This is a genomic window from Vibrio sp., from assembly GCF_047973365.1.
Lineage (GTDB): Bacteria > Pseudomonadota > Gammaproteobacteria > Enterobacterales > Vibrionaceae > Vibrio.
The window spans coordinates 1-8,153 of record NZ_JBKEBW010000126.1 but is presented as its reverse complement, the minus strand read 5'-3'; the positions used below and the strand labels follow the sequence as shown (position 1 = coordinate 8,153).

The 8,153-nt window shown below is 44.1% G+C and carries 7 protein-coding genes and 1 rRNA gene; 6 read left to right on the top strand and 2 right to left on the bottom strand.

Annotated elements, in window-relative coordinates; translation table 11 throughout:
• Both ACK5MF_RS15695 and ACK5MF_RS15690 read left to right on the top strand, forming a co-directional pair.
• The coding region (locus ACK5MF_RS15695) for a serine/threonine protein kinase (RefSeq protein ID WP_416923517.1) at nucleotides 1-512 on the top strand (512 nt) is incomplete at its 5' end.
• Between the two features lie 46 nt (nucleotides 513-558).
• Nucleotides 559-1,161: a thiol:disulfide interchange protein DsbA/DsbL gene (locus tag ACK5MF_RS15690; protein WP_416923516.1), complete on the top strand. Its 603-nt coding sequence runs from the start codon at nucleotides 559-561 to the stop codon at nucleotides 1,159-1,161.
• A 185-nt stretch (nucleotides 1,162-1,346) separates the two neighbouring features.
• Here ACK5MF_RS15690 and fadA read toward each other — a convergent pair whose 3' ends face one another.
• A complete protein-coding gene (fadA, locus tag ACK5MF_RS15685; RefSeq protein WP_416923515.1) occupies nucleotides 1,347-2,510 on the bottom strand; it encodes an acetyl-CoA C-acyltransferase FadA in 1,164 nt (387 codons plus the stop codon).
• Between the two features lie 4 nt (nucleotides 2,511-2,514).
• Nucleotides 2,515-4,737: a fatty acid oxidation complex subunit alpha FadB gene (gene fadB / locus ACK5MF_RS15680; protein WP_416923514.1), complete on the bottom strand. Its 2,223-nt coding sequence runs from the start codon at nucleotides 4,735-4,737 to the stop codon at nucleotides 2,515-2,517.
• Between the two features lie 215 nt (nucleotides 4,738-4,952).
• Between fadB and ACK5MF_RS15675 the strand changes: the two genes are divergently transcribed.
• From ACK5MF_RS15675 to ACK5MF_RS15660, 4 genes are all read left to right on the top strand, one after another.
• The gene (locus ACK5MF_RS15675) at nucleotides 4,953-5,585 is read left to right on the top strand and encodes a YigZ family protein (RefSeq protein ID WP_416923513.1); all 633 of its coding nucleotides are present in this window, start codon (nucleotides 4,953-4,955) and stop codon (nucleotides 5,583-5,585) included.
• 26 nt (nucleotides 5,586-5,611) lie between these two features.
• A complete protein-coding gene (locus ACK5MF_RS15670) occupies nucleotides 5,612-7,069 on the top strand; it encodes a TrkH family potassium uptake protein (RefSeq protein WP_416923512.1) in 1,458 nt (485 codons plus the stop codon).
• Between the two features lie 40 nt (nucleotides 7,070-7,109).
• Nucleotides 7,110-7,634 carry a menaquinone-dependent protoporphyrinogen IX dehydrogenase gene (gene hemG, locus ACK5MF_RS15665; protein ID WP_416923511.1) on the top strand — a complete coding sequence of 175 codons (525 nt, stop codon included), beginning with the start codon at nucleotides 7,110-7,112 and terminating at the stop codon, nucleotides 7,632-7,634.
• 453 nt (nucleotides 7,635-8,087) lie between these two features.
• Nucleotides 8,088-8,153, top strand: a 16S ribosomal RNA gene (locus ACK5MF_RS15660); the annotation flags it as partial.

Sequence of the window (8,153 nt, the reverse complement as noted above, 5' to 3'; positions counted from 1 at the left end):
TACTACAAAATTCTCAATGCATTCCGATGCATCTTGAGAAAGTATTCTTCAACGACTTAGATTTGCTTATCAAGCAGATAGAACAGCAATGGCCAGCCACTCACGCCAATATTCGCCTGCACGGTGACTGTCATCCGGGTCATATTTTATGGCGTGTTGGTCCGATGTTTGTCGATCTTGATGACGCTCGCAATGGCCCTGCGATACAAGATTTATGGATGCTACTCAACGGCGAACGCCAAGATAAACTGGTTCAATTGGATATTTTACTTGAAGGCTACCAAGAGTTTTGCGATTTTAACCTCTCGCAATTGAAACTAATTGAACCACTTCGTGGTCTACGAATGGTGCACTATATGGCTTGGTTGGCAAAACGTTGGGATGACCCAGCGTTCCCAATCGCCTTTCCTTGGTTCAACGACCCTAAATACTGGGAAGGCCTGGTGCTCGCATTCAAAGAACAAATCGCAGCATTAGACGAGCCTACGCTTTCACTGATGCCACAATGGTAACATCACAATATTAAGTTAGCGCCTTTAAAGGAAAATGGAGTCCGTAATGAAAAAATTGTTTGCACTGGTTGCAACCCTGATGTTTAGCCTTTCGGCTTACGCAACAGACTTTCAGGAAGGAGTGCACTACAAAGAACTCAACCTCACCCCGTCTTCAAAACCTAGCGTAGTAGAATTTTTCTCATTCTACTGCCCACACTGTAATTCGTTTGAACCCATCATTGCTCAATTGAAAGACAAACTGCCTGAAGGCGTGAAACTGCAGAAAAATCACGTTTCATTCATGGGTGGCAACATGGGTAAATCCATGAGCAAAGCTTACGCAACTATGATTGCACTTGGCGTTGAAGAAAAAATGATCCCGGTAATGTTTAACCGTATTCACAATTTGCGCCAACCACCAAAAGACGATCAGGAACTACGCCAGATCTTCACCGATGAAGGTATTGATGGTAACAAGTTTGATGCGGCGTTCAGCGGTTTCGCAGTAGATTCTATGGTTCGTCGTTTTGATAAACAGTTCCAAGATAGCGGTCTAAGCGGTGTTCCAGCAGTTGTGGTCAACAACCACTATCTGGTGCAAGCACAAGGTATCGAAACTTTAGATGAATACTTTGAGTTAGTTAATTTCTTAGTTAACAAGAAATAAGTTAACCAAAACGAAATTCTCGCAAGGGAGCTTTACGCTAATGCCAATCAGTTAAGAGAATCCTCATTCCCATGCTCTGAAGTGGGAATGATAACTCTGTCTTTTTGAGCTTAACTGACAGACATTAAGCTAAATGCTGGCTTTTTTAATGCTATTTCTATTTAAAAACGAAAGATGATTGGATGTTACGGACGCTCGAAAATTGTCGCGATACCTTGCCCTAAACCAATACACATAGTCGCTAGACCGTATTTCGCCTGTTTCGCTTCCATCAGGTTGATTAAGGTTGTGGATATACGAGTGCCTGAGCAGCCCAGCGGGTGACCTAGCGCGATTGCACCACCATTAAGGTTTACCTTTTCATCCATTTTATCCAACAAGCCTAAGTCTTTAGCACAAGGCAGAGACTGAGCAGCAAACGCTTCGTTCAGTTCAACCACATCGATATCTTCGATTGATAACCCCGCACGTTTTAGCGCTTTATGGGTTGCAGGTACCGGACCATATCCCATAATGGAAGGATCGCAACCGGCAATTGCCATTGATTTTACTTTGGCGCGAATAGGTAAACCTAGTTCCAGTGCTTTAGCCTCACTCATGATCAGCATGGCTGAAGCACCATCAGACAGTGCTGACGAAGAGCCCGCAGTTACCGTACCATTGACTGGGTCAAAGGCAGGGCGAAGCGCAGATAAGCCTTCAACAGTAGTTTCTGGGCGGATCACTTCATCGTAATCAAGGGTAAACAGCGTACCGTCTTCAGCGTGCGCCTCGGTTGGTAGAATTTCATTTTTGAATCTTCCTTCAACGGTTGCAGCATAAGCTCTTTGGTGTGAACGCGCGGCAAACGCATCTTGTTGTTCACGGCCAATAGCGTGTACTTTACCCAGCATTTCAGCGGTTAAACCCATCATACCCGCAGCTTTGGCTACATTTTTTGAAAGACCCGGGTGGAAATCCACACCATGGCTCATTGGTACATGCCCCATATGCTCAACACCACCAACTAGACAGATCTCTGCATCACCAACCATGATAGAACGAGTGGCATCATGCAGTGCCTGCATTGAGGAACCACATAAGCGGTTAACGGTCACCGCGCCAATTTCGATGGGTAAACCCGCCAGCAGTGCAGCATTACGTGCCACGTTAAAGCCTTGCTCTAAGGTTTGTTGTACACAACCCCAATAAATATCTTCGATTTCATGTGGGTTTACTTGTGGGTTTCTTGCCAGTAGGCCTTTCATCAGATGAGCGGAGAGATCTTCCGCTCGCTGGTGGCGAAATGCTCCGCCTTTGGAACGTCCCATTGGGGTACGAAGGCAATCAACAATCACTACATTATTCATTTTGTTATTCCTTTTCCAAAGTTGCTTGCTTTGAGATGGTTTGGTGTGAGCTAGCCTGTTGCGAGCCCGTTTGTTGCGAGCTATAGAAGCTTTCACCTTTATCAGCCATATCTATCAGGCGTTGAGGTACTTGATAAACCGCACCTAAATGCTGATGTTTTTTCGCCATTTCTAGGTAAGTACTTAGACCGATACTATCTAGGTAACGGAACACACCACCACGGAATGGAGGGAAACCTAGTCCATAAACCAGCGCCATATCGGCCTCTTGCGGAGAAGCAATGATGTTCTCTTCTAAACAAAGCACTACTTCATTGATCATAGGAATCATCATGCGTTCAATAATGGTTTGCTCATCAAACTCGGCAGAAGCACCACATACGGTTTGCAGTAGTGAAAGAACACTGTTATCAAAGGCTTTCTTAGGCTTACCTTTTTTATCGACGGTGTACTGGTAGAAACCACTACCATTTTTCTGACCGTATTTCTGCGCTTCAAATAGGGCGCTGATCGTATCAGGTCCTTGTTTAGCCATACGAGTTGGGAAGCCTTGTGCCATCACTTGTTGTGCGTGGTGAGCGGTATCTAAACCAACCACATCCAACAGGTAAGCCGGCCCCATTGGCCAACCGAATTGACGTTCCATGACTTTATCGATTTGTGTAAAGTCACCGCCATCACGCATCAATAAGCTAAAGCCGGTAAAGTAAGGGAATAGCACGCGGTTGACGAAGAACCCCGGGCAGTCATTAACCACAATTGGCGATTTGCCCATTTTTGCTGCGTAAGCAACTACGCGGTTAATGGTGTCTTCTGAGGTATGTTCACCACGAATGATTTCAACCAGCGGCATGCGATGCACAGGGTTAAAGAAGTGCATACCACAGAAATTTTCTGGACGCTTGAGCGATTTGGCCAGTAAATTGATTGGAATGGTTGAGGTATTTGACGTGATCACTGTGTCAGCAGAAACTTGTTGTTCCACCTCACTTAATACAGCAGCTTTTACTTTCGGGTTTTCAACCACTGCTTCAACCACCACATCGGATTGTTCGATACCTGCATAATGTAGCGTTGGTGAAATAGAAGCGATGACGGATGCCATCTTAAAGCCATCGATCTTGCCGCGTTCAAGCTGTTTGTTGAGTAGCTTAGAGGCCTCGGTCATACCCAAATCAAGGGAAGATTGAGCGATATCTTTCATGGTTACTGGTACGCCTTTCGACGCCGATTGATAAGCGATACCACCACCCATAATTCCTGCGCCTAAAACAGCCGCTCGTTGGGTCTCTTTTGACGCTGATTTCGCTGATTTTTTCGCCAGTCCTTTAATGTATTGGTCATTAAGGAAGATACCTACAAGAGCTTGCGCCTCTTGGGATTTCGCAAGAGTAATAAAATGCTTACGCTCAATATCTAAAGCAGCATTACGTTGGCAATTTGCAGCTTGCTCGATGCTTTTCACTGCGGTCATTGGCGCTGGGTAGTGAGTACCTGCTAGCTGCGCAACCAAGCCTTTTGCCATAGTAAAGCTCATCATCGCTTCAATTTTACTTAATGTCAGCGCTGATGTTTTTTGCTTACGGCGTTCTTGCCAGTCAATTTTTTCATTGATGGCTTGGGTTAATGTTGCGATTGCAGACTCCGTTAGCTTGTCGCTTGCGACAACAGCATCAAGCAAACCCAGTTGTAGTGCTTCATCCGCTTTGCATGCTTTACCTTGGGTGATGATTTCCATTGCGCTGTCTGCGCCAATAATTCTTGGCAGACGAACAGTACCGCCAAAGCCTGGCATAATGCCCAGTTTGGTTTCTGGTAAACCAATGCTGGTGGTTTTATCACCAATGCGGAAGTCGGTAGCGAGTACACACTCACATCCGCCGCCAAGAGTGAAGCCTGTTAATGCAGAAAGAGTTGGTACCGGTAAGTCTTCCAGTTTGTTAAATATGCTGTTTGCAAAAACGAGCCAGGTATCTAACTCATCTTCTGGTTTAGCAAATAGTCCTAAAAACTCGGTAATGTCGGCACCGACAATAAATGAGTCTTTATCCGTTGTGAGAACAACACCTTTTAAACCTTGATGAGTTTGCAGAGCATCAAGAGCTTCGTTGAGAGAATTAAGAGTGCTGAGGTCTAGCTTGTTTACAGAGTGCGGAGAGCAGAAGCTTATTTCTACGATACCGTTCTCTAGTTCCTTTGCCTGTAGGGTTTCAGCTTGGTAAATCATTGTCTATCTCCTTGACATACAACCGAAGGATTGTGTGTGAGAGTTTTTGTTGTATTGGGTTTCTGGTGTGACCAGTCGTTTCAGTTTGAACGGCAGAATGTTTAATTTCAATACATTTTTTAAACAAGTGTTTAACATTGTGTGCTGGTACCAATCCTGAGCACATTTTTAGGGCTCGTGATACACTGAAACACCCTGATTATTTTGTGAAAACTATGAACGTTCGTCCTTATTTTATCCCAAACGAGCCGGTTATCTTCGAAGAAGAAATAAAGAAGAGTCGATTTATTACTTATCTTGCGCATACGCCAACAATTGAGGCGGCTAAGACGTTTGTGGAACAAATAAAACAGCAGCATGCGGATGCGAGACATCATTGCTGGGGGTTTATTGCAGGTAGACCCGAAGATTCAATGCGTTGGGGATTTAGTGACGACGGTGAACCTTCAGGTACAGCAGGTAAGCCGATATTGGCGCAGCTATCGGGTTCTGGAGTGGGAGAAATCACCGCAGTGGTTATCCGTTACTATGGCGGTATTCGGCTAGGAACGGGCGGTTTGGTTAAGGCATATGGTGGTGGCGTGCAACAAGCGCTTAAGCTGCTTCAAACTATTGATAAAAAAATCACCACAAACTTGCACCTAAGTTTAGACTACGGCTTAGTTCCTCTTGCGCAGTCTATTATCAAACAATTCGACGGAACAGAAGTTGATGCTCAATACGGTTCAAACGTGGAATTGGATGTGGAGCTGGAAGTTCTTCATGTTGAAGATTTCACCCAAACTATCATTAACCGAAGCGGTGCAAAGATTATTGTTACCGATTTAACCACCAATATAAGGAACTAAGAAGCTCGGCTTCATTTTGTCTATCAATGCAATTTCGTTCAATTATCCGAATTGTCGGGCTGTTGCTCGCTATATTTAGTTTTACCATGCTAGCTCCCGCGTTGGTCGCTTTGATCTATCGTGATGGTGCTGGTGTGCCTTTTGTTTCTACTTTCTTTGCATTGTTATTTTTTGGTGCGATTCTCTGGTTCCCGAACCGCCGTCATAAACACGAGTTGAAATCTCGCGATGGTTTTCTCATTGTTGTGTTGTTCTGGACGGTAATCGGTAGCGCCGGGGCAATGCCGTTTTTGTTTTCTGATAACCCGAACGTATCGGTGACCGACGCTTTTTTTGAATCTTTTTCGGCATTAACCACTACCGGGGCAACCGTTATTGTTGGCCTTGATGAATTACCTAAGGCTATTTTGTTTTATCGTCAGTTTTTACAGTGGTTCGGTGGTATGGGGATCATCGTGTTAGCGGTGGCTATCTTGCCTGTACTTGGTATCGGTGGCATGCAGCTCTATCGGGCGGAAGTTCCGGGACCCGTTAAAGACAATAAAGTGACCCCTCGTATTGCCGAGACAGCAAAAGCGCTTTGGTATATCTACCTGAGCTTAACTATCGCCTGTGCAGCAGCATTTTGGCTCGCAGGAATGACGGTGTTTGATGCCATCTGTCATAGTTTCTCTACGATCGCTATCGGTGGTTTCTCTACCCATGATGCCAGTATGGGATATTTTGATAGCTATGCCATTAACCTAATCACCGTCGTCTTCCTGCTAATATCTGCGTGTAACTATACTTTGCATTATGCCGCCTGGGCTACGGGGGGCGTTCATCCTAAATATTATTGGCGAGACCCTGAGTTTCGTGCCTTTGTCGCTATTCAACTGATTTTATTTCTTGTCTGCTTTTTAGTGTTGTTGAAGCACCACGCATATAACTCAATATATGATGCATTTGATCAGGCGATATTCCAAACGGTATCTATATCGACGACTGCTGGATTTACCACCACCGGATTTTCCCAGTGGCCGCTGTTTTTACCTGTTCTTTTGCTATTTTCATCTTTTATCGGTGGTTGTGCCGGTTCTACTGGCGGTGGGATGAAAGTGATTCGCGTACTATTACTGACATTGCAAGGGGCACGTGAAATGAAACGTCTGGTACACCCAAGAGCAATCTATTCGATTAAGCTGGGGGACAGCGCACTATCGCAACGCGTTGTTGATGCGGTGTGGGGATTTTTCTCTGCTTACGCTTTGGTGTTTGTGATTTGTATGCTTGCGGTGATTGCGACCGGTATGGATGAACTGAGTGCTTTTGCTGCTGTTGCTGCCACGCTGAATAACTTGGGTCCGGGATTGGGAGAAGTTGCCGTCCATTTTGCTGACATTAACGATAGCGCGAAGTGGGTGCTGATTATCTCCATGTTGTTCGGTCGTTTAGAAGTCTTCACTTTATTAATTTTGTTAACACCTACGTTTTGGCGTAACTAAGGTTACTCACTAGTTAGGGTTATTTACATAGGGAGAGAGCGTGAAAGCACTTCTTTTATATTCGACCCGCGAAGGTCAGACAAAAAAAATCATGCACAACATTGCACAGCAGTTAGAAGGCTACCAATGTGAATTTGTTGACTTACATGAATGTGAACCAATGGATTTAACTCAATATGACAAAGTATTGATTGGCGCTTCTATTCGCTACGGCAAATTGAACACAAAGTTATACCAATTCATCGATACTCATCAACAGCAGTTAAAAAACACTAAAGCCGCTTTTTATTGTGTCAATCTTACGGCTCGCAAAGCTGACCAAGGAAAAGATACCCCAGAGGGAAGTGTTTATATTAAAACGTTTTTGAAGAAGTCGTCTTGGCAACCTTCATTAATCGGAGTTTTTGCCGGAGCGCTTTATTATCCTCGTTATCGTCCTATCGACCGGATGATGATTCGTTTCATTATGAAACTGACGGGTGGAGAAACGGATACCAGCAAAGAAATTGAATATACCGACTGGGAAAAAGTATCTTTATTCGCTAAAAAGTTTGAGCAATTGTAAAGAAAATAGTCAGTTAAGCGTTGTAGCGGTTCTTTTTTGTTCGAACAACAAAAAACGCCAAAAAGTTTGCAAAAAACTATTGCCAATTCTGATCAGCTCCCTATAATGCCGCCTCGCTAACACGGGAACAGTTGGTAAGAAATGTAACCATTTAGCGGGTTTATTATCTAGCATCAATTAACGATGAAAAAGTTTGAAAAAAGTGTTTGACACTTAAACTTAACTAGCTAAAATAGCCGTCCGTTTTGAGAGGAATGTCTCGCAAAACAAGCTCTTTAACAATTTAAACCTATCAATCTGTGTGGGCACTCGTTGATGAAAATCGAAGATGATTCTAAAGAATCAACTAGGTTTCAATGATACGAAGTGACCATTGAGTCGCAAGACTCAGCACAGTCAATTCAAACATTACATTTATGTAATGTCAGTATTCATTGAGCCAAACAAAATCTTAAATTGAAGAGTTTGATCATGGCTCAGATTGAACGCTGGCGGCAGGCCTAACACATGCAAGTCGAG

Coding starts and splice junctions, on each gene's coding strand:
- ACK5MF_RS15690 (WP_416923516.1), top strand. CDS start 559: ATGAAAAAATTGTTTGCACTGGTTGCAACCCTGATGTTTAGCCTTTCG.
- fadB (WP_416923514.1), bottom strand. CDS start 4,737: ATGATTTACCAAGCTGAAACCCTACAGGCAAAGGAACTAGAGAACGGT.
- fadA (WP_416923515.1), bottom strand. CDS start 2,510: ATGAATAATGTAGTGATTGTTGATTGCCTTCGTACCCCAATGGGACGT.
- ACK5MF_RS15675 (WP_416923513.1), top strand. CDS start 4,953: ATGAACGTTCGTCCTTATTTTATCCCAAACGAGCCGGTTATCTTCGAA.
- ACK5MF_RS15670 (WP_416923512.1), top strand. CDS start 5,612: ATGCAATTTCGTTCAATTATCCGAATTGTCGGGCTGTTGCTCGCTATA.